Below are 21,420 nucleotides of genomic sequence, written 5' to 3' on the forward strand. Positions count from 1 at the left end.
GTTCTGCCTTTAAATGATATTGATGGACATTAAGCAGCTGGAGTGGCAGCACGTAATGCCTGAGTTTGTCCTTGAGAAAGTTGAATCATCAACTGGTTAAGTTTAGTGCTTAAACCATTTAAATAATCGGTTTCATTACGACTTTTTTGCTGCACTTGCTGAGCACTACTTTCTTTTGCTTGTTCTTGCGTGACAGTCTGTTGAGTTTTTATCTCCTTGGCGCCACTAAATTTATCAACGTATGTGCTTCCTTGCTGAAGCGCCGAGTTAGCTAAATCAAACCACTTTTGACTCGCAGCGCTAGCATCATTCAACATTTTCAATTGCAGGTTATCAGCTTTATTCAGATCCTTTAATTTAGCTATTTCAACTTTCAAATTATCTTTTTGCTTGACTGATAATGTCTTATCCTTCAGTTGACTGGTTTTGCTCTTAACCAGTTCGGTACGTTCATTAATTGATTGCTGTAACGTATTTTTCTGCTGTTGAGTTTTATTGGCTTTAAAAGCCGATATTGCACTTAATGCTGACATGCCAAAGTTTAATACCCCGGAAACAATGGATAAGGCTAACTGCCAATCCGAGTTTTTGTCCATCTCCTGCGCTTGTTTTTTCTGACTTTCGGCTACCGCGGTAGCCTGATTAGTGGCAACGGCATCATTTGATTGGCGAACCTGTTGCTGGGCTTTAACCAGCAAAGCAATACAATCCATCATTTGCGTGGCAGTACTTAACAATTGACTGGCATTAATTAGATCCAATTTAGGCGCGGCTAATTTGACACTGTCAGTTGATTGTTTTGCCGTTGGCTGAGTTTTTGGTAACGTCTGTATCTCAACTTTGTTTACTGCCTCACTTTTTTTTGTCGCTGTACTCTTTACCACGGGTGCGGCATCGTGAGTATTAGCCAGTGGACGTTGATGCACATTATTATTGATAGTAGCCATATAAATCTCCTTATTAACAGCTAATGACAGCCAATTAATTTCTATTAAATTGTTTTCGGGCGCACTGCTAACTCACGCAATACTTCCCCTTTTTCATGGATCATCTGCGCCAGTGTTTCCATCACCTGCTGATAATCATCGGTCATTTTTGCTAACTCACTATTGAGTTTATCTAAAATACTTTGACTCATGGTCATCACACTTTCGAGCATTTTAGCATCGGCTATTTTGTCACTGGCAATACTATGCGTGATGGAACTGGCCAATTGTGACGCAGTTTCTCCGACATCAGCGACTAAATTACCAACCTCTAAACCAGTCTTAACATTATTGGCCACCGACTGAGTTGTCGCCGTTACACCGGAAGAGACCATAGCAGGCAATTTAGCGGTAACCTCAGCTGCCTTACCACCAATTTTGGCGCCAACTTGGGCAATGGCTGTCGCCGCTGGCCCACCAAAACTGACCGCAATGGAAGCAATACCCACTGCAATCTGTATTCCCATCAAGGTCGGCCCTAACCATTTCATCGTTTCAGGGCTAATCAAACCGGCAGCAGCCGCTTCTTGGACAATTTGGTTAGCCGCACTGGCCACCGCACCGGCAATCATTAAAGCGCCAGCCACCGCTCCAACTCCCGTTGCGACCAAAATAGCACCGACAACGGCAGAAACAGCAGTACTGATCCAACCAAAAATTTTGGCGGCCAAACCCGATTTTTGCGACTGCTTTACTGCATCTTCTGATTCTTGGATTTTGGTTTGATTTTCATCCATTTTTAACGCATTTTGCTGTTTAATACGTTGAATATCTTCTAATTTCAATTTTTGCTGATTAGTTTTTAATTCACTAGTCACTTTACTTAATTCCACCTCAAACGAGGCAGGTGAAGTTAATGCCAGCGAAAGTAGCTTCAGTGATGATTTCACATCAATAGCCGGAACCACCTCCTGTTGCAAAACATTCAATTTTGCTAACAGTGTGTCACTATTGGTTGATTTTGCAGCCAAATTAGCATTGGGTTCTGGCAATAACACTCGATTAGGTTGCAACGATGGCTTTGCTGCTGATAAAGCCGGACTTTTTTCCAATGCAATATTAGGTGTGCTCTTTTTTGTTATTGGCGTAATAGGGCTATTATTAACTAGGTTTTGAACACTACTGGTATCGGGTTTAGTGGTGATTGTGCTCATTTTGCTGCTCCCTTTTTATATTAATCACTTCCAACATGGTTTCAGCCTGTAAGACAATATCTTCATATTCCGGCTTATCGGTCGCTAATAAACGCGCCGATTCAAAACCACATTGTGCGCCATCGAAATCATTCAATTGCATTAAACATTCGGCGGCGTGAAACGGAAAACGGGGATCATTAACATCTAAAAAAGTAGCGAAGCTATAAGTTTCTAATGCCGCGCTCCAATTCTCTGTCGCTTGGCGGCAAGCCCCCAAACCTAAAAAGAAACGACTATCATAGTGATCTAACATACAAAGCAGTTGAAATACCGCCATTGCATCTTGTTGTTTACCCGATTGATAAAGGTTATAAGCCAGGGTATAAAATTGCTCTAACTCTTCAGCAGAAACCTCTTTCAACATCGCGAGGGTGCCACCGCAAGTCAGAAAAGACTCAATTTCATGTTCCATTTTGCCTGTTGTGGTTTCCATTTGCTGTTCCATATGCTTTCCTTAAATTGCTCTCAGAATATCCTGGATAACTGAGTCATATTTTTGAATAAAACGATTGAGTGCTTCGATGGCAGCGTTATAACGTCCACTAATATCATTCAATCGAGTGGTTTTTTCACTGATACTGTCAGACAATGGCCGAGAACGATCACTGACCATAGTAGAAAAATTAGCCAGACGATTATTATCCTTATCATATTTATAAGAATTCTCTACCCGACTCATTGCACCACTCTTTTTATCGGCACTGAGTAAAAACTGTTTTATCGTTACCGTGGTTGAGGATGGGGCGATTTTTTGCAAGAACTGGTATTCAGCTTTCGTTTTAAATTCTGCCACTGATGAATAGCCATAAAGCTGGTAATTCATTATATTGATACCATTTTGATCGGTATTAATTGTTTGTGAACTGGCTGCTGATAATGCGCTATTAATTTCCGACTGAATAACACTATAAACTTTCATCTCAGCGGAAATTTCTTCCAATTCAGTTTTTAATTCTTTACGTTTATCATCGTGATAGACCATGTTTTTAGCAAACACAGCAATAATATCTTCATCCAGACTGGCATAAGAAAAGTAGCTTTCTATCACTGTTAACAGCATATTTGCCGATACCAAGGAAGCACCTTGTCGCTGACTATCTAACTTTGCCATAAAATCTTGAATATCATTTTCAGCATCAGTTGAATTTTTTATATTTCGTGGCTGCGCTAATTGAAAAATCTGACTAAATAATTGTTCTAATTTATCCCTCTCAGCAGGAACATTAGCATCCAACGTTTGCTTACCACCGGCAACCGATTGATCTAATTCTACTCTTACGCCCAATTGAGCTAATTTATTGATAATTGCATTGGTTATTTTATTAATATCTGGCGTGGTGGTTGTTGGTACCAAAAGATTATTGATATAATTTTGATTTGTTACGTTATTAGATGATCCATTTATTGTAGCCATAACGATCCCCTGTGATTAAATAATAAAATCATCCGCACATTAAATTTTATTAAAATAAATATGGTTAAAATCTATTTATTATTTGAATCTAACGTAAATTTAATAACTATTCTGTCAGTTAGCGGATAATATTTTTTTAATTTTGTTATTTTTTAAACTAATCACTTTACCCACAGCTAATTCAAACCAGCCGCTGTCAACTTCAACCGCCCCTGTCCAGCGTTGATAAAATTGTTGTAATCGCTGTTGTGTTAAAGGTGAGCGGCTTAATACATTAACTTGACCATATAAAGAATAGTGTTCACCTAACACTTCTTTTATTATATCGGCCAAAATATATAATGGCTTGAATGCATTACCTAAGCCTAAATTTTTTTTCTTTTCGTCTTAACATTAAAATCCATATTCGGCTTCCTTCACAACGCCAGGCAATTTCAATATTATTAATGACGGTAAAATAGCCTATTGGCCAATGGCTTTTTTGCCAATAATAGGGAGCGACAAAATAGCCTTGCTGTTTAAAATAATTATCTAAGGGATCGCTATTCATAATAATATTTTCCCCAATGGCTGAATGTTAATTTTATTAGTTAATTCTTGATAAGATAAAATCGGTAATTCATTAAATTAATTTTCTAATAATTTACGCACATAACGGCGAATATCCATCGAAACAATCACCACCGGTTTATTAGCCAATTTTTGAATATTACCCACGGTATTACGTACATTTTCAATCAGCTTTTCACTCACATTGGGTTCCAGTGCTAAATAACTGCGGGCATTGGTTTGCCTTATACTGTCGCGAATAATTTCTTCCAGTTGTTGATCAAAGAGATAAGCCGGTAAAAAATTATTACCACTGGCATATTTATAACAAATATACCTTTTCAAACTGCTGCGAATATATTCCGTCAATTGCACAATATCTTTCTCTTTTTGCCCCCATTCAACGAGTGCCTCTAATATAGTGCGCATATTGCGAATGGAAATATTTTCACTGACTAAACGTTGTAATACTTCAGTGATCCGATAAAGCGGTAATAAACGTTGTACCTCCTTGACCAATTCACTATAGTGAGATTCCATCTTCTCCAGTAAGTAACGCGTTTCTTGGATGCCAATAAAATCGGCAGCATACTCTTTTAACACAAAAGATAAGTGCCAGGTTAACACCTGTGACATTGTCAGCACCGATAGATTTGAGCGAACTAATCGCTCTAAATATTGTTCTTCCACCCAAAGCGCTCTTTTGCCTGTTAATAGCATGTCGCCTTTTTCATAGGGAATAGCCAACAAATTGAGCTGTTTCTCATTTTCTTGTACCAACAATTTACCTGCTTTTAATACACCTCGCGTCACAGGTACTTCTTGTAATTCAAAAATATATTCACCCTCTGCCATGCCATCATTAAATCTTAAATAAATACCGGGAAATGGCACTCCCAGATCCAAATAAAGCGCCCTTCTTACACGCATTAATTCTTCATTAAACGCCACCGCTTCTAACTGTTCTTTTAATTTAATATCCAAATCAATTAATAGCGGTACCGTTAAAGCAAATTCTTCCTGTCGTTCTAATTTATCGTTTTTTAACGGCGCACTATTTTTCTTTTTGATTGCCGGTGCGCCAGCACCTTGGTTGATCAAGGTATTAATATCACTCGGTGGTTTTTCTGCGCTTTGCTTATTTTGCCTAATTAACCAGTAACCACCGGCTGTCATCAATGCGGCTAAAATAAAAAAAGTGATGGTCGGAAAGCCGGGGATCAAACCAAATAACATTAATAACACGCCACCAATAAAAATCGCTTTTGGTTGGGCAATAATCTATTCACCGATATCTGATCCTAAATCAGCGGAGTTTTCTGACGAAACACGGGTAACGATAATGCCAGAAGTGATAGCGATTAATAACGCTGGCACCTGAGAAACCATACCATCGCCAACCGTCAAGATGGAATAAAGGCTCAACGCATCTGAAGCACTCATACCACGCTGGCTGACGCCAATGGCAATACCGCCTAGAATATTAACTAAAATAATGACCAGGCCGGCAATGGCATCACCCTTGACAAACTTCATGGCGCCATCCATTGAGCCAAACATCTGACTCTCTTTTTCAACCTGACTGCGCCTTTCGCGGGCTTCGTCCATGTCAATAACACCGGCCCGCATATCACCATCAATACTCATTTGTTTACCCGGCATCGCATCCAGCGAAAAACGAGCACTCACCTCGGCAACTCGCTCTGAACCTTTGGTGATCACTAAAAATTGCACAATGGTAATAATTAAAAAGATCACGATACCGACGATCAAATTACCGCCAACCACAAATTGACCAAAGGTATAAACAATTTGTCCTGCATCAGCTTGTAATAAAATCATTCGCGTCGTACTGACCGCTAAAGCTAAACGAAACAGCGTGGTTACTAATAACAACACCGGAAAAACCGAAAACTGTAATGGCGAAGTGATATAAACCGAGACCATCAATAATACGACTGAAATAGTCATATTAATCGCAATTAGGACATCCAGGATCACCGTCGGCAATGGCAATACCATCATAAATACCACAGCAAGTAGTAAAATAGCTAACATAATATCTTTACGTTGGCCAAGCTGTTGCAACAGCATTATTCCTTTATTCATCAATTAGATTTCCATAACAGATAATTGTGATAGGCCTGTTGCGCCTTTTCCTGTTGTTCCATCATCAAATAGGCCTGTGATTCACATAGCCATAGTTCAGCCTCATTGATGTTAGCGTTTTTTAGCTTTGTGCAATGGATCAGTACCTGTTCAGGCAGATCAAGTTTTAATAACACCACAATAAGCATTTTTCTGGCTTGATAATCATCTGGCGCCATTTTTAACAAGGCTTCAAGCAATATTTGACTACGAGCCAACTGGCCATATTGCAGTGCTAACCATCCTTGCAGTAATAAGGCATTTTGGGTAATGGGATCTAAAATCAACTTTATCCTCGATGCAGTAAGCCGGTTGCCAGTTCCAATTGCCGCTCTAGATTATCCAGTTCCATTAATAGGTCATAAGCGGCCTCTACTTCTGGCAAATTTACAGCGGCTAATTGTTGTTTGAGACGTGCCATGGTTAATTTAAAAAAAATAGGTGTCATTAATAACGGCGTAATTAACTTAGGTGTTACATAATTTAATAATGCCGCCTCTAGACAAAAAGTCGGGTATAGATGGGAAAAATGTGCCGCTACCGCTTGACTATTCGGCAGTAACAAAACTTGTTCTATTTCGTTATGCTCGACAATTTCGCTGAAAAAATGGTCGCTAATGGCCGTTATTGCTGATGGTGAATCTAACCTAGTTATTTTTCTCATGTGTATTGTTCATTATTTATTTTTTGGATATGAGTATAGAGTTAGATAATCTCGCTGGATGTCATTAGAAGTCGCTATTTTTAATAGCTGGCTGGAATAAAAAAAACCGAGCCAAAAACTAAACATTTATTGCTGTTGTTCCGATATGTTTTGCATTGAGGTAAACAATGCAAAGCAAGCTTAAACTTTATTCTATTCCAGAAAAAATGCTAGCGGCACTGAGAACATGCCGGCCAGTACTGCTAAGAGGACGTGTAACGGCAGTTACAGGTACCTTGATCACAGCCCAACTGCCTGGCGTTAAAGTGGGTGAGCTATGCAAATTATACAATAGCGATACTGGAGAGTCGTTAACTGCCGAGATCATTGGTTTTAAACAACAACAAGCTATTCTTACTCCGTTTGGTGATACACGTGGTTTATCCATTTATACGGAAGTGTGCCCAACAGGAACCCGTCACTTAGTTGGCGTTGGCCGTCATCTATTAGGCAAAGTACTTGATGGATTAGGTAATCCCTTTACGGCAGAAAATTATATTGAGCCTGAACAATGGTATCCTATCTATCGTGATGCCCCCGCCCCCATGCAGCGAAAATTAATCGAAAAATCACTTTCTCTGGGTATAAGAGCGATTGATGGCTTATTAACCTGTGCAGAAGGGCAAAGAATGGGCATTTTTGCTGCTGCTGGCGGTGGCAAAAGTACTCTGCTAGCCTCTCTCATTCGAGGTGCTGAGGTGGATGTGATTGTCTTGGCATTGATTGGTGAACGTGGGCGCGAAGTGCGCGAATTTATTGAAGAAGATTTAGGCGAAGAAGGATTAAAGCGCAGCGTTTTAATTGTAGCAACTTCTGATCGCCCAGCCATTGAACGCGCCAAAGCCGGTTTTGTCGCAACCAGTATCGCTGAATATTTTCGTGACCAAAATATGCGCGTATTGTTGTTAATGGATTCGGTTACCCGTTTTGCCAGAGCGCAACGAGAAATCGGACTTGCTGCTGGTGAACCACCAACCCGACGAGGTTTTCCACCTTCCGTTTTTGCTGAACTGCCACGCTTAATGGAGCGTGCCGGCCAGTCTGATAAAGGTTCGATCACTGCCCTTTATACGGTGTTGGTTGAAGGCGATGATATGACTGAACCAATTGCCGATGAAACCCGTTCAATTTTAGATGGACATATTATTCTGTCACGAAAATTGGCCGCAGCCAGCCACTATCCTGCTATTGATGTTTTACGCTCAGCCAGTCGCGTGATGGATCGGGTTATCAGTCAAAAACATCAACAACAAGCACAACAGCTAAGAAAATGGTTAGCCAAATACGAAGAAATAGAATTATTGCTACAAATTGGTGAATATCAGCCAGGCAATGATCCATTGGCCGATGAAGCGATCAAACGTTATCCACAAATTCAAAGCTGGCTTTGTCAATCTACTGATGAAAAAAGTTGCTATGAGCAAACCCTGAACCAATTAGATGTAATCAATCAATGATATTTTTCCACTTATTAAAAATTAAACAATTAAGAAAACAAAAAGCAGAAAAACAGGTTTTGCAACAAAAAAACAACTCACTGAACAACAACAACAATTAAATATAACTAAGCAACAATTAGATATGCTGTACCACAACCATAAAGAGCGGGAAGAAAAATTTTTTCAAGCACATCAGCAAAAGGCTATTTCTGCCGCCCAATGGCACCACTGGCAAGCACAACGACAATACTTTCAATGGCAAAAAGACAACTTAATTAAAGATATTGCATTACATACCGATAAAGTTAATCAATTAGAAAGCCAACTTATCAAATTAAGAAAAAAACTCAATTTTTGTATACAGCAAACAGAAAAATTTACTCAACTGACACAACAAGAAAAATATGCTGTTGAGCATTTAAATGAACAACGAGAAGAACAAGAACAGGAAGAGTTTGTTAGGTTATCTATAGGGAAATAATATAATATGAAAAAACAGCAGATCAGCCATATATCACATGATCGACAATCGCAGTCTTTGTCGCTACCATCAATCGCCAAATTACCATTAGAAAGTGATCCTGTTTTAAAAAAAAGATTTGAATCAGCGCTCAAATTAGCCGGTTCAGCGACGCCTGTCTCCCCTTTAGTAACAGATAAAAGCTCCTCCGTTGCTAGTTATCTATTAGCTGAGCAACCATCAATGGATGCTTATCCCTTCAGCCATGGAATTAAAAAAAAATCAACCGCACAGGCAGAAGATAAAGCACACCACAGATTATCTATCGCTACTGAGGAAAGAACGGATAATTGCGGCCAACCCTATGGCAATCCGCCCTACACCACTATTGAGAATAAAACGGCAACCAAAACCGGCAATAATGACAAATTACCGCCATCGACTAGTAAACAGAAGCTGCCAACGGCTAAAGCTGGGCGAAATAATCCGCTAAAAGCTCCACTATCAGCTAATACTTTATTGGCCAATCCAATAACTAATCAACCAATAGTATCGGCTGATTTAGCAAAACCTATCGTAAACTTGCCAACAGGTGAGCAAATAGTGATGACTTCTCCAGTTAACAAGCGACAGCCACTTAGCACAAAAAAAATATCATCGGTCACTGATCCAAATAAAATTACTGATCCAATGGAAGCTATTTTTCCATCAGAAAAAAAACCACATTCAGCTAATAAAGAGCAAGATAAAGGCAAGCGGCAGGAAAATAGTATTGAACCGCCCAGTTTGCCAGCCGTCATATCGACGGCAACGACAACAGAAAAAATGTTAGCCACTGTCGATAATGAGAAAACCTCGGCCTCGTTACTTAATACACTATTTAACAAACTCAATGCGGTTATAAATGTCGAGGTCAACAAAAACTATCAGCCACCAATCATCCAATTAAACTTAGCGCAGATTGGACATCTACAAATTAAAATTCAACAACAGCAACAACATATTATGATCGAATTTGTCGCCCAGACAATGGGACAAAAGATATTACTCGACCACCAACAAGATCTCATTAACAAGTTACAGCGCATTCATCCTGAGCAACATATCCAACTGGTCATCTTAAATGATCAACAGTCAGAAGAGCGATCAAAAGATCGGTCACAATCATTGGATGACTTTGAAGAAGAGATGACTTAATGCGGACACCCACATTGCCTACGATCAGTGAACATGAGTTTCAGCTTAGAAAATGTTTTATGCAATATCGTCATCATTTTCAATTTGCTGAACAATTATTAACATTAACACTGGAACAGGCCGATGCTAACTATAATTTAAAGCTAACCATACTATTAAAAAATACTACCGTTATCGCTTATTGCAATCAGTCTCTGTTAACTAACTGGTTATCTGAGGCATTAGATAGCGCCGATTTTAGTTATCTGCCGCTCGAGTTACAACTTAGTTTATTAAAAGAACATGGAAAATTTTTTCCTTCATTACAATGGCTAAATATTGAGTCACTACATATCAATGAAGCTAAATTAGGCATTAAAGGCCATTTCAATATGGCGGGTAAAAGCCTTTCACTTTGGTTTCCACAAATCGAAGCTATTCAGCGGTTATTACCAAAACGACGAAAGGCAGAAAAATATCCGCTTGTTGTCAGTTTATCAATATGCATGGTTCCCATTTACTTAACGATAAATACCCTTAACACGTTAGAAATCGGCGATATCCTGTTACAACCTCATTACTTAAAAAGACAGCAACAACAACTGGCCTATATTGAACATTTACCCTGGGCATGGGTTTCTTTGTCTTCTCACCAATTGGAACTTATTAATATGTATTCTGAAACCGATAATTTAGCTAATCAGTCACTAACTAACTTAGAGGAAATTCAAATTCCTATTCGTTTTGAAGTGGGCCGACAATATATTGAATTACAAGCTCTCACTCATCTCAGTGAGGGATCATGATTGATCTTGCGGTGCCTGTTAATGGTGACGTCAGAATTATCGCCAATCAGCAACCATTGGGCAAAGGACAACTGGTCGAAATTCAAGGAAGGTTAGGCATTAAAGTCGTCGAATTATTTGCTAAAAAGACTGAACCGTTATTTGCACAGAGCGAAGAATTAAGCCCATTAACAAATCCAAGCGATGAAAATGAGGAACTCTCTTCATGAACCAACTACCTGATGAGTTATCGCTGATTATTGGTTTAATTTTATTAGCATTAATCCCGTTTATTGCTGTCATGGCCACTTCATTTGTCAAAATGGCGATGGTTTTTTCATTGCTACGTAATGCGCTAGGGGTGCAACAAATACCCCCTAATATGGCGATTTATGGTTTATCAATCATTCTTACACTCTATGTTATGGCACCAGTTGCACTTACAACCAAAGATTTTCTTAACGAAAATCCGATCTCTTTATCGGCAAGCGCTTCTATTGACTATTTTTTTGATGAGGGCACTAAACCCTATAAATCTTTCCTGACAAAACATATTCACGATAAAGAGAAAGCTTTTTTTAACGAAAATATTGCTAAATTATGGCCAGCAAAATATGCCAATAGCGTGTCATCAGACAGTTTATTTATCTTGTTACCTGCTTTTACTATTAGCGAGCTGACTCGAGCCTTTGAAATTGGTTTTTTACTCTATTTACCCTTTATTGCCATTGATTTAATTGTGTCAAATATTCTATTAGCAATGGGAATGATGATGGTTTCGCCGATGACAATTTCCTTACCCTTCAAATTACTTCTTTTCGTTATGTTTGATGGCTGGAGTCGTCTGAGCCACGGATTAGTATTGAGTTATGGTGGGTAAGATTAAGATGAATAGCCTAGATTTTATTTACCTATCAGAACAATCATTATGGTTAGTTTTTATGCTATCGATGCCGCCTATTGTGGTTGCCGCCACGGTCGGCACTTTAGTCTCATTAATTCAAGCTTTAACCCAGATCCAGGAACAAACATTAGGATTTTTATTTAAGCTAATCAGTGTCATTGTCACTTTGCTGGTCATTGCCGATTGGGTGGGGCATGAAATCTATCGTTTCACTGATCTGATTTTTCAACGGATAGTAAACTTATAATGCTTTTTCAAGAGTTACAACAATATTTATTAACTTATTCGCTATTTATTCCTCGGTTATTGGGATGTTTCACCACATTACCTATTTTGAGTAAAAAATTATTAGGCGGAACCCTGTTGAGAAATGGCATCCTATTTTCTTTAATATTTTTTTTAATACCTACTATTGATACACAATTAATCATCAATATCAGTGGCAATGAATATATTTTACTCATCATTAAAGAAATATTACTCGGCTTTTTTTTCGGCTTTATCGCTGCAATACCTTTCTGGATGATGCAATCTATCGGTTTTATGATCGATAACCAACGCGGTACCACAATGGCTTCTATTGTTAACCCATTATTTGATGAACAAACCTCGCCAATGGGATTATTTTTTAGTCAAGCATTTACCACGCTATTCTTTATTAGTGGTAATTTTCTATTTCTAGTACAAACCCTTTATCACAGTTTTTCCGTTTGGCCTATCTATCACTTTTTACCTGGCTTTAATCAGCAATTATTCATATTTTTCATTCAGCAATTTAAATTGATGTTAGATAACTTTCTGCTATTAGCTGCACCCTTGGTGATTGCGATGTTTATTGTTGAATGGGGATTAGCACTAATTAGCCGTTTTGCCCCTTCACTAAATGTTTTTATCTTATCTATGCCCTTGAAGGGGGCCATTTCTAGTTTATTGTTAGTCAGCTATTTTAGTGTATTAATTTTTAACGCTGAAATGATACAAAATCAAATAAATAAAAGTTTTAAAATATTAATTCAAATGATGAGCTAAATAATGAGTGGTGAAAAAACCGAAGCCCCAACCGCAAAAAAAATAAAAGATGCACGCCAAAAAAGACAAATACTTAAAAGTAAAGAAATTGTTTCCAGTTGTATTATTGTTATTCTGTTATCACTGCTATTAAGTTTATCCTCTTTCTTCATTGAACATTTTTTATCACTCTTTGCTTATCTACAAGACAGTAGTTTGCTGGATTTCTCAACGGCAAAAGCGAAGATTGTGCCCCATATCTGGCATATTGCGCTTAATATTTTATTACCAATTATAATCATAACAATACTTATTATCGTATTATCTCATCTTGCTCAGTTTGGTTTTTTACTTAGCCCATCATCTTTAAAACCTGATATTAAACATATTAATCCGATTGCCGGTGCAAAAAAAATATTTTCACTTAAAAATTTACTTGAATTTTTTAAATCATTATTAAAAGTTATTTTTATCGGTTTTATTGTCTGGTTTGTTATTAAAGGAAATATTAATTTTTTTTCCACCTGCCAAAATGTGGATTAAAATGTATTCCAATATTTATTGGACAATTACTTACTCAACTAACTATTATTTGCGTATTGGGATTTATTATCATTTCACTTTTAGATTATTGTCTTGAATATCATTTTTATATTAAACAGTTAAAAATGAGCAAAGAAGAAATAAAAAAAGAATATAAAGAAATGGATGGCAATCCGGAAATTAAAGGTAGAAGAAAACAATTACATAAAGAACTACTGGTTAATAACATCCGCAAACAAGTCAAACAATCTTCAGTCATTATCACTAATCCAACTCATATTGCCATTGGCATACGTTACATTAAGCATCAAACACCTTTACCTATCATCACCTTAAAACAAACAGATGCCTTAGCGCAATTGGTAAAAAAAATTGCTATCCAAGAAAATATCCCAATTATTCAACGAATTCCGTTAGCCCGCAGCTTATATGCTGAAGGTATTATTGATCAATATATTCCAGAAAATACCATTGAGACTATGGCTGAAGTACTACATTGGTTAATCCAAATCAGCCAAGCAAATGATTATCGTTAATATCATCAACTAGGTGATTATAAACCTGTTAGAAATTCTTATAGTTAATTTTTTGACCATTTTGACGCTAACACTTAATACGAGTAAAAACCAAATTTAAATCTTATTTTTTACCAAAAAAATATATTTTATTAACATAAATTTAACTTATATTATTAACCGGTAACTGGATAAACCAGTCAAATCATTAAAAATATTTATCAATTGAGCAAATATTAAGCAAAAATCATCCATTTATTGCCATTAAAAGCGCTTTTTAAAAATTTTTTAGCCTAAAAATGCAATTTAAGCCTAATATTATATGTTAAAATTGATCAAATTTTTAATAAAAAAAGATCAAAATTAACAAAATATAAACAATATTGATATTTTTATTAACCTAGGCTGGGTGATTATCGATCATTAAAAACGGAAAAAACGAATGATAACATAGCTTCCAATCAATTATGTAAATAAGGTCATATTTTTTAATATTTGGAAATATATTCTGACAATTAGAAAAATAAAATATATAATTATTTATAACTCACAAACATAGTGAGATATTAAAATATTACTTAAACCCTATAAAAAATTGACTAATTTAATATGGCATTATTCTTATGGCTAGGACCACTATTATCCGTGGTACTTGTAATAAGATATTTCACAGTAATATAAAAAATCGGAATATTATATGATATGAAAGAAAATATCAGTTTTGATGAAGGCTTTGTGAGCACAATTGTGTGGAATATGCCTAATTATAATATTATAGAACACCGGAACAAGGGACTTTATATTGTGTTAGATGGGAAAGTTAGCTGGCAAGATCCCGCCAACACTTATCAAGTATTGAGTAATGAAATTATCTTTATCAGACAAGGGAGTTATACGGTAAAAACTGAAGAAAAAGCCAGCACACTTCTCTGGATACCTCTGTATGACGATTTCCTAAGAAATTTTATGAGCCGATTTGGCACCTTATTAAGTGAAATTAAGCGGGATGAAAATAATACTGCCAGTTTAATTGCCTTTAGCCATTCACCCTTATTGGAAGAAAGTATTAAGGGATTAAAAACACTATTAAGTTATGATTGCCATAGCGCCTTAATTGACTTACGCATTAAAGAATTACTATTATTACTTGCTCATGGGCAACAGGGTGCAAGTCTGTTATCGGTATTTCGCCAACTCAGCAATCGACAAGCTGAGCGTTTGCAATCTTTTATGGAAAATAATTACTTAAAAGAGTGGAAACTTAATGAGTTTGCCAGAGAATTTGGTATGGGACTAACCACATTTAAGGAGTTATTCAGTACCATTTATAACACTTCTCCCCGTGCATGGATCAGTGAAAGACGTATTATGTATGCTCATCAATTATTGATAAATACGGATCTGAGTATTGTAGATATTTCAATGGAAGCCGGTTTTTCCAGTCAGTCCTATTTTACTCAAAGTTATCGTAAAAGATTTGGCTTTACTCCAAGTCGGGCTCGAGGTGATCATGACGAATAATTAAAAATTATTGGCTATTATTACAATCTGAAAAAAAAATGTTTAATTAAGATAAAGCGATATTATGCAATATTAAATAACGGACAATAAGGTAAATAACGATGGGATCTATTAACAATCGCTTGCATTCTAACCCTGTATTGTCTAATAGAAAGATTACTATAATAAATCCAGCTAACTTGAATCGTAATCATTTATTAGGAAATGAGGTCATTACTCATTATAAGCATGCCGAACCCATTCATGCACATCAAATTGAGCTACTCAGACGCTTACTACCACGAACCCTATTTGAATCGTTTTTTGCTTCAACCTGGTTCAAACGTCGAGTGGAATGCAATATTCCGCTTGAACGTGAAGAACTAAAATTTATTATTCGAACTGCATCTAAACAATCCATTAATTGGGATCATCTTTTAGGCGATACCATTAATTTAACTGAACCCCATTTTTTACGTTACTGGCTATTGGAGCCAGTTTATCAATGGTGGTTAACCAGCTTAGCACCCTCTTATCCAATACTGCAAAATGAATTAATCCAGCTACAAGTTCATATTAACCAGTTGAAAGCCCAGTCTGAATTTTGGGCAATAACCCACACTGAGTTAGTCAATAAATCATCAATCCAACAAGATATTGAGCAAAAAAAGCGTTTATCTTTAGATCAACAGCGAGATTATCAGCATAAAATTCATCAAATAGAACAAACAGCAACACAGATGTGGCCAAACTGGTTTGTTGGCATTGAACAAATGAGTCAACAGATCAATCTGACCACATTTATGGAAGTACCTGAAAATATCCGTGATCTTTGGTTACTACTGATTCAACTTGCCAAGGGAAAAGATGTTTCAGCACTGATACATGATTGGTTGTATGTTCGTCATCTATGCTTGGAGAACGACAGTTTTTACTGGTGTTCAGACTAATAACAAAGGTAAATAGAGTAGACAATTTATGTGCCCCGATCATCGTTATCATGGAATGGGCGGACCATTTCTTTTTTTTTTCCTTTTTTTTGCTATTAATAGCTATGCACAAGATTTAGATTGGCTACCTATCCCCTATAGTTATATTGCTAAAGATGAAAGTTTAACGGACATTCTGGTTAATTTCGGCGCTAATTATGATAGCGCCGTTATTGTCAGCCACAAAGTAAACGAACAGGTCACTGGCCACTTTGCTCAAGAGACACCAAAAGCGTTCCTGCAACAACTAACTAATCTTTATATCTTACTTGGTATTACGATGGTAGTGTACTTTATGTTTTTAAAACCAGTGAAGTGCAATCAAAGCTGATCAAATTAGAAAACACTACCGTTAAAACATTAAGAAAAGCATTAATTGACTCAGGCATATGGGATAAAAAATTTAGTTGGAAGCCTGATCCCCACCATCAATTAGTTTATGTTTCTGGCCCGCCTCGTTATATTGAATTAGTCATGCAGACTGTATCCGCGCTAGAACAACAAGCTACTATGCAACAAGAACAGGGTCTACCCTTAGCAATTCAAGTTTTCAGTTTAAAATATGCTTCTGCTGTTGATCGGATCATCAAATATCGTGACGAACAAATTCAAGTACCTGGCCTGGCTAGCATCTTAGCAAATATGGTCAGTACCGCAGAAATTAGCCAAATCAATGATGACAAGATAACAACACAAAAACCCAATGGCCATAAAGCTATGATCCAACCAGAGCCGTCTATTAATGCCATTATTGTGCGTGATCTGCCTGAAAGAATGCCAATGTATCAACGCCTGATCCATTCGCTCGATAAACCAACTGCCAGAATTGAAGTTGCGCTCTCAATTATTGATGTCAATGCCGATAATCTCTCGGAATTAGGTATCGATTGGTGGGTCGGGCTGAAAGCTGGACAACATCATCAAATAAATATTGCCTCCACATTAACTCAAGCCGCCTCGCCGGTACTGGGTAGCCTGCTTGATAAACAAGGGTTAAATTATTTAGTGGCTAAAGTCAGTTTATTGCAAAGCCAGGGCATTGCTCAAGTTGTCTCTAAACCCACTTTACTTACCCAAGAAAATACCCAAGCCATCATCGATCACAATGAAACCTACTATATCAAAGTCAATGGAGAACGGGTCGCCGAATTAAAAGGCATTACTTATGGCACTCTGCTACAGATGACACCAAGAGTAATTCAAATCGGTGATAAACCTGAAATTCATCTAGTTTTACACATTGAAGATGGCAATCAAAAACCCAATAGTTCCGGGGTTGATGGTATTCCGACCATTAATAGAACCATTATCCACACGGTTGCTCGGGTTGAACAGGGACAAAGCCTCGTTATCGGCGGTATATTCCGTGATGAAGTGATTAAAACCAGTAGAAAAGTGCCTTTACTTGGTGATATTCCATTATTAGGTGCACTATTTCGTAGTAACGGCAATCAAACCCGCCGAGCTGTCAGGATTTTCATTGTTGAGCCAAAAATTATTGATAAAGGTTTAGCCAAATACTTATCGGTCGGTAATCAAAGAATATTACCCAAGCGATTATTAAATATTGATCAAATCTCCAATCAGAACCTACCATTAAGCAAAATTTTAAGCGATGCCCAATGCCAATCCCTTGATCAAGCAAAACGCATTCAAACCCTGTTTAAACAGGCTAATAAAGAGGCGATTATTGTCAGTTGTAATAAAGGTAATCAGCCAGGCTGGCGAGTTATTGATCTCTCTTGCAGTGAAGACCAAATAGAATGTATTTATAAGGCATACCAATGAATTGGAAAATTCGCTTTTACAGTGGATTAAATAAGGGCGTTGAGACAGAACTGGCTAATGGGCGCTTCATTATTGGCTCAGATCCGGTACAAGCCGATTTAATTCTGGTTGATGCGGGTATTGAAGCCGTTCATTTGATCCTAGAAATTGAAGAAGAAGGTATTAGAGTTATTGACTGGTCTTGTGAAGAAACGCCACAACAAAATGGCCAGGCGATAAGTCAGGGTGAAATGCTGCTTCCCTACAACCGGCAAGATGCCGGTATGCTGATTTGGAGCTATAGCACGGTCAAACAGCAACTGCCTGCTAATCCAGATGAGTTAACTGATAATCATATTAAGCGGATTAATAATCAACAACAGCATAGACACAAAAAAAGAGTTATTTTTATTGTTATTGCTATTTTTCAATATTATTTGTCAGTTTGTATCTGTTGTTTTTAGCCGGGCCCGCTGAAATTGATTATATTCAGGAACAACATAAACTACAAAATTACCTGAATAAAGAAGAGTACAAATACATTACCATGCGCATCGAGCAAGAAAAGCAACTCTTTATTTTGGGTGGTTATGTACAAAATAATCAGCAACGTTTGTTAATAAAACGTTATCTGGATAACAATAACTTAAATCATCAATTAAATATTTATTCGATTGAAGAAATTAAACAAAGTGTAAAATATATACTACACACAATGGGTTATAATCATATTGAAGTGAACAATAGCGAAAAAATCGGTTGGATCGATCTATTTGGTGAAGTACGTTTTATTAATAATAAATCCTGGAGTAACTTAGCAACGATTCTTAAACGCGATGTTACCGGCTTAAAAGGAATTAATAATCATGTGAAAATAAACGACGATCACCTAAAAAAATTAGTCGAATTACTAGAGCAATATGAATTGATAAATGTTCTTATTTATAATGAAAAAGAGAATAATATTATTGAATTGTATGGTTATTTAAATGAAAAACAGCGGCAACAATTTATTGAATTACAGCAAACATTCAATATTGAATTTAAGCAGAGGTATAAACTTAAATTAATCAAGGCCGATAATAATATTAAAAAAAAAGAAATAAGATTGGATATTAAAGGTATTTCACTGGGGCGTTCACCTTATCTTATTCTAAGAAATAATATGAAATATCCGATAAATGCAACTCTACCCACAGGAGAAACTATTACTGCAATCGAAGATAATAAAATTATTCTTAAAAAAAATAGTCAGGAAATTATCATTACATTAAAGGAATAAGCAATGTTGACAGAGCTAGAACAAATAGTCAGTGATAACGCTGAATATATTAAAATTCAACATTATCTTTATGACCAACTAAATAATTGTCGTAAAAAGCTCAATAAACCCCTATTACCTGATGAGCATCAGCAAATCGCCCAGCAACAAACCGCTATTTGGGCAGGGATCACTGTTTTAGAAAAGATTAAACGGAGTTAATATGGCTGCTATTTTTGATCATAATAAAGGCATAAAACTAGATGATGTTGCAGATAAACTAAAAGGCATTGCAGATACAACATCTGAAGATGTCAAAAATGCTATTGATGCGCTCAATACTTCCCCAGACAACCCAGCATTAGTGGATGAACTACAGCATAAAATTAATAATTGGTCAGCCATTTTTAATATGAATTCAACGATTACCCGCTCAATGCGCGATATGATCCAGAGTATTTTACAAAAAATCTAATATAGCCATGCAAATAGAAAAACTATTAATTGAGCTGGCAATTATCGCCATAGAAAAAGAGTTTTTAACGGAAGCTAGTGATATTTATGGCTGGCTAAAACAATTAGATGAAAAATATCTAGAATCAGCATTACTGATAAAAATACTTATTTTGCTGCGTCAGGAGCAATATCAAACTATTTTAGAGCTGGCACAACAACATCAGCAGCTAAATTTAATGCCTTTTTTTATTTTATCTGCCCATCAGCTAGGATTAGCCAAAGAGGAAAATGACTTTTTCACTAAACTGGCTATTAATAAAAACCAACATACAGATTTAATTAATTTTGCTATAGCGTTAATTGAAAATAAATAAAATATTATGAAAATAAATAAACATTTTTATCAATACAATTTTGAAATAAAAGAGCAAGTTACAGATAATAATCAAATTATCGCTACAACAGATAATATTGCGCTTAAAAAACAGAAAATTTTATTTGATGGATTAATAAAAAACTTAAGTCAACATACTCATCAAATTGACAAGGATGAATAATGGATATTAAACAGCTCAATAGCAACATAAAATTTAATTTAGATGAAATTAATCAATCGATAGAAAATGGTAATCCCACTAATAATCAATTCGTGACTACATGGAGCTCAACAACGCATGGCGTCAGTTTTATTGAGCAAATAGAAGCAGTACGAAAAAATATGAGTCAAGCAAAAAGCGAATTTCAGCAAAATATCAATAATGAAGAGTTATCACCGCAAAAATTAATGCAGGTACAGTGGTCGCTGATGCGAATTACCTTACAAGAAGAATTAATTGCTAAAACAGCCGGAAAAATCACACAAAGTATGGAAACTTTATTAAAAGCACAATAAAAATGAACAAAACGCCGATTACCTTAACGCTTTTATTATTTCTGCTGCTAACTGGCTGTAAAACAGATCTCTATACTGGCCTGTCGCAAAAAGAAGCCAATGAGATGTATGCATTACTCAGAAATGAGGGAATTTCTATTCATAAAGAAACTGATAAAGAAAATACGATTAAATTGTTGGTTGATGAATCCGACATCGCTCAGGCGACTGAGATCCTAAAGCAGCATGGTTATCCGAGAGAAGTTTTCTTTTCGTTAAAAGACGTTTTTCCCAAAGACAGTTTGATTTCTTCTCCCGTTGAAGAGCAAGCTCGGCTTAATTTTGTCAAAGAGCAGGCGCTGGCAAAAACTATATCACAAATAGATGGTGTCCTTAATGCGCGGGTTCACGTGGTGTTGCCGGATAGCAATGACAAAAATAGCCACTCTTCAGCTTCTGTATTTATAAAATATGCACCCAATGCTCAATTAGACAATTATACTCCACAAATAAAGCGATTAATTAATAACAGTATTGCTGGATTAGAATATGATAGAATTAGCGTAGCACTGATACCTGGCAATGAAATCTTACCCAGCAATACCTTTAGTCATGATAAGCATTTTTTAGGTATTGAGATTAATGAAAACTCTTATAATAAATTTATTATTCTTATTTGTTTACTCATTTTTTTACTTGTCAGCACTAATCTACTGCAATATTTCCTTAATAAAAGGAAATCGTAATAAA

General features: G+C 36.5%; 28 protein-coding genes and 2 pseudogenes. 21 read left to right on the forward strand and 9 right to left on the reverse strand.

Features of this window, described 5'->3' with window-relative positions; genetic code table 11:
• Positions 1-29: 29 nt before the first annotated feature.
• From sctB to sctX, 9 genes and pseudogenes are all read right to left on the reverse strand, one after another.
• Positions 30-947 (reverse strand): type III secretion system translocon subunit SctB, encoded by a 918-nt coding sequence (gene sctB, locus LDL57_RS11240; protein WP_180558820.1) that lies wholly within the window; start codon positions 945-947, stop codon positions 30-32.
• A 44-nt stretch (positions 948-991) separates the two neighbouring features.
• The gene (gene sctE, locus LDL57_RS11245) at positions 992-2,140 is read right to left on the reverse strand and encodes a type III secretion system translocon subunit SseC family protein (protein WP_180558819.1); all 1,149 of its coding nucleotides are present in this window, start codon (positions 2,138-2,140) and stop codon (positions 992-994) included.
• Positions 2,121-2,627, reverse strand: coding sequence for a SycD/LcrH family type III secretion system chaperone (locus LDL57_RS11250; protein WP_180558818.1), 507 nt, complete (start codon positions 2,625-2,627; stop codon positions 2,121-2,123). The genes sctE and LDL57_RS11250 overlap by 20 nt, the downstream gene beginning before the upstream one ends.
• Positions 2,628-2,636: 9 nt before the next feature.
• Positions 2,637-3,596, reverse strand: a complete 960-nt coding sequence (locus LDL57_RS11255; RefSeq protein WP_180558817.1) for a virulence-associated V antigen — start codon at positions 3,594-3,596, stop codon at positions 2,637-2,639.
• Between the two features lie 114 nt (positions 3,597-3,710).
• Entirely contained in the window at positions 3,711-3,929 is a 219-nt protein-coding gene (locus LDL57_RS17790; RefSeq protein ID WP_255498975.1) for a hypothetical protein, read from the reverse strand.
• Positions 3,930-3,951: 22 nt separating this feature from the next.
• Complete coding sequence (locus tag LDL57_RS17795) at positions 3,952-4,146, reverse strand: hypothetical protein (protein WP_180558816.1); 195 nt, start codon at positions 4,144-4,146, stop codon at positions 3,952-3,954.
• Positions 4,143-6,254 (reverse strand): annotated as a pseudogene (sctV, locus tag LDL57_RS11265) (type III secretion system export apparatus subunit SctV). The gene LDL57_RS17795 and the pseudogene sctV overlap by 4 nt, the downstream one beginning before the upstream one ends.
• Positions 6,254-6,580: a type III secretion apparatus assembly chaperone SctY gene (gene sctY / locus LDL57_RS11270; protein WP_180558815.1), complete on the reverse strand. Its 327-nt coding sequence runs from the start codon at positions 6,578-6,580 to the stop codon at positions 6,254-6,256. Before sctY ends, sctV begins: the two are co-directional and overlap by 1 nt.
• Before the next feature lie 2 nt (positions 6,581-6,582).
• A complete protein-coding gene (gene sctX / locus LDL57_RS11275) occupies positions 6,583-6,957 on the reverse strand; it encodes a type III secretion apparatus assembly protein SctX (RefSeq protein WP_180558814.1) in 375 nt (124 codons plus the stop codon).
• 167 nt (positions 6,958-7,124) lie between these two features.
• Here sctX and sctN point away from each other — a divergent pair, with 167 nt between their 5' ends.
• The 21 genes and pseudogenes from sctN to sctJ all read left to right on the forward strand — a co-directional run bounded on the left by sctN (position 7,125) and on the right by sctJ (position 21,416).
• Positions 7,125-8,453 (forward strand): type III secretion system ATPase SctN, encoded by a 1,329-nt coding sequence (sctN, locus tag LDL57_RS11280; protein ID WP_180558813.1) that lies wholly within the window; start codon positions 7,125-7,127, stop codon positions 8,451-8,453.
• A 124-nt stretch (positions 8,454-8,577) separates the two neighbouring features.
• A complete protein-coding gene (gene sctO / locus LDL57_RS11285) occupies positions 8,578-8,916 on the forward strand; it encodes a type III secretion system stalk subunit SctO (RefSeq protein ID WP_225505633.1) in 339 nt (112 codons plus the stop codon).
• 6 nt (positions 8,917-8,922) lie between these two features.
• A complete protein-coding gene (locus tag LDL57_RS11290) occupies positions 8,923-10,092 on the forward strand; it encodes a hypothetical protein (protein WP_180558812.1) in 1,170 nt (389 codons plus the stop codon).
• Complete coding sequence (locus tag LDL57_RS11295; RefSeq protein WP_180558811.1) at positions 10,092-10,877, forward strand: hypothetical protein; 786 nt, start codon at positions 10,092-10,094, stop codon at positions 10,875-10,877. The genes LDL57_RS11290 and LDL57_RS11295 overlap by 1 nt, the downstream gene beginning before the upstream one ends.
• Positions 10,874-11,086, forward strand: a complete 213-nt coding sequence (locus LDL57_RS11300; protein ID WP_180558810.1) for a FliM/FliN family flagellar motor switch protein — start codon at positions 10,874-10,876, stop codon at positions 11,084-11,086. The genes LDL57_RS11295 and LDL57_RS11300 overlap by 4 nt, the downstream gene beginning before the upstream one ends.
• Positions 11,083-11,736, forward strand: a complete 654-nt coding sequence (gene sctR / locus LDL57_RS11305; RefSeq protein WP_180558809.1) for a type III secretion system export apparatus subunit SctR — start codon at positions 11,083-11,085, stop codon at positions 11,734-11,736. Before LDL57_RS11300 ends, sctR begins: the two co-directional genes overlap by 4 nt.
• Positions 11,737-11,743: 7 nt before the next feature.
• Positions 11,744-12,007, forward strand: a complete 264-nt coding sequence (sctS, locus tag LDL57_RS11310; protein WP_180558808.1) for a type III secretion system export apparatus subunit SctS — start codon at positions 11,744-11,746, stop codon at positions 12,005-12,007.
• Positions 12,007-12,789, forward strand: a complete 783-nt coding sequence (gene sctT, locus LDL57_RS11315; protein ID WP_180558807.1) for a type III secretion system export apparatus subunit SctT — start codon at positions 12,007-12,009, stop codon at positions 12,787-12,789. Before sctS ends, sctT begins: the two co-directional genes overlap by 1 nt.
• Positions 12,790-12,792: 3 nt before the next feature.
• Positions 12,793-13,847: pseudogene (gene sctU / locus LDL57_RS11320) on the forward strand (type III secretion system export apparatus subunit SctU).
• Between the two features lie 681 nt (positions 13,848-14,528).
• Positions 14,529-15,347: a helix-turn-helix transcriptional regulator gene (locus LDL57_RS11325; protein WP_180558806.1), complete on the forward strand. Its 819-nt coding sequence runs from the start codon at positions 14,529-14,531 to the stop codon at positions 15,345-15,347.
• A gap of 101 nt (positions 15,348-15,448) precedes the next feature.
• Positions 15,449-16,276: a T3SS regulon anti-activator ExsD domain-containing protein gene (locus LDL57_RS11330; RefSeq protein WP_180558805.1), complete on the forward strand. Its 828-nt coding sequence runs from the start codon at positions 15,449-15,451 to the stop codon at positions 16,274-16,276.
• 28 nt (positions 16,277-16,304) lie between these two features.
• Positions 16,305-16,646, forward strand: coding sequence for a hypothetical protein (locus LDL57_RS11335; protein ID WP_225505642.1), 342 nt, complete (start codon positions 16,305-16,307; stop codon positions 16,644-16,646).
• Positions 16,631-18,103, forward strand: a complete 1,473-nt coding sequence (gene sctC / locus LDL57_RS11340; protein WP_225505644.1) for a type III secretion system outer membrane ring subunit SctC — start codon at positions 16,631-16,633, stop codon at positions 18,101-18,103. Before LDL57_RS11335 ends, sctC begins: the two co-directional genes overlap by 16 nt.
• Positions 18,100-18,546 (forward strand): FHA domain-containing protein, encoded by a 447-nt coding sequence (locus LDL57_RS11345; RefSeq protein ID WP_180558804.1) that lies wholly within the window; start codon positions 18,100-18,102, stop codon positions 18,544-18,546. Before sctC ends, LDL57_RS11345 begins: the two co-directional genes overlap by 4 nt.
• Positions 18,537-19,364 (forward strand): type III secretion system inner membrane ring subunit SctD, encoded by an 828-nt coding sequence (gene sctD / locus LDL57_RS11350; RefSeq protein ID WP_180558803.1) that lies wholly within the window; start codon positions 18,537-18,539, stop codon positions 19,362-19,364. Before LDL57_RS11345 ends, sctD begins: the two co-directional genes overlap by 10 nt.
• Before the next feature lie 3 nt (positions 19,365-19,367).
• Positions 19,368-19,565 carry an EscE/YscE/SsaE family type III secretion system needle protein co-chaperone gene (locus LDL57_RS11355; RefSeq protein ID WP_180558802.1) on the forward strand — a complete coding sequence of 66 codons (198 nt, stop codon included), beginning with the start codon at positions 19,368-19,370 and terminating at the stop codon, positions 19,563-19,565.
• A gap of 1 nt (position 19,566) precedes the next feature.
• Complete coding sequence (gene sctF, locus LDL57_RS11360; protein ID WP_180558801.1) at positions 19,567-19,818, forward strand: type III secretion system needle filament subunit SctF; 252 nt, start codon at positions 19,567-19,569, stop codon at positions 19,816-19,818.
• A 7-nt stretch (positions 19,819-19,825) separates the two neighbouring features.
• Positions 19,826-20,173: a YscG family type III secretion protein gene (locus tag LDL57_RS11365; protein ID WP_180558800.1), complete on the forward strand. Its 348-nt coding sequence runs from the start codon at positions 19,826-19,828 to the stop codon at positions 20,171-20,173.
• Positions 20,174-20,179: 6 nt separating this feature from the next.
• A complete protein-coding gene (locus tag LDL57_RS11370) occupies positions 20,180-20,356 on the forward strand; it encodes a hypothetical protein (RefSeq protein WP_180558799.1) in 177 nt (58 codons plus the stop codon).
• The gene (gene sctI / locus LDL57_RS11375; RefSeq protein ID WP_180558798.1) at positions 20,356-20,691 is read left to right on the forward strand and encodes a type III secretion system inner rod subunit SctI; all 336 of its coding nucleotides are present in this window, start codon (positions 20,356-20,358) and stop codon (positions 20,689-20,691) included. Before LDL57_RS11370 ends, sctI begins: the two co-directional genes overlap by 1 nt.
• Positions 20,692-20,693: 2 nt before the next feature.
• The gene (sctJ, locus tag LDL57_RS11380) at positions 20,694-21,416 is read left to right on the forward strand and encodes a type III secretion system inner membrane ring lipoprotein SctJ (protein WP_180558797.1); all 723 of its coding nucleotides are present in this window, start codon (positions 20,694-20,696) and stop codon (positions 21,414-21,416) included.
• The last annotated feature ends 4 nt before the right edge of the window (positions 21,417-21,420 follow it).

The sequence above is a fragment of the Arsenophonus apicola genome (assembly GCF_020268605.1).
Lineage (GTDB): Bacteria > Pseudomonadota > Gammaproteobacteria > Enterobacterales > Enterobacteriaceae > Arsenophonus > Arsenophonus apicola.